The organism is Anaerotignum lactatifermentans (genome assembly GCF_016902535.1).
Lineage (GTDB): Bacteria > Bacillota > Clostridia > Lachnospirales > Anaerotignaceae > Anaerotignum > Anaerotignum lactatifermentans_A.
In genome coordinates this window covers 1-219 of sequence record NZ_JACSNY010000078.1, presented here as the reverse complement: position 1 = coordinate 219, position 219 = coordinate 1, and the positions used below count along the sequence as shown (strand labels likewise).

Below are 219 nucleotides of genomic sequence, written 5' to 3'. Positions count from 1 at the left end.
TGCCGTGGATAACACGGAGGAAGGTGGGGATGACGTCAAATCATCATGCCCCTTATGTCTTGGGCTACACACGTGCTACAATGGCTGGCAACAAAGTGAAGCGAGACGGTGACGTTAAGCAAATCACAAAAACCCAGTCCCAGTTCGGATTGTAGTCTGCAACTCGACTACATGAAGCTGGAATCGCTAGTAATCGCGAATCAGCATGTCGCGGTGAAT

General features: G+C 49.8%; 1 rRNA gene. It reads left to right on the top strand.

From position 1 onward, the window contains the following. Positions 1-219 (top strand): 16S ribosomal RNA (locus H9X84_RS12940); the annotation flags it as partial.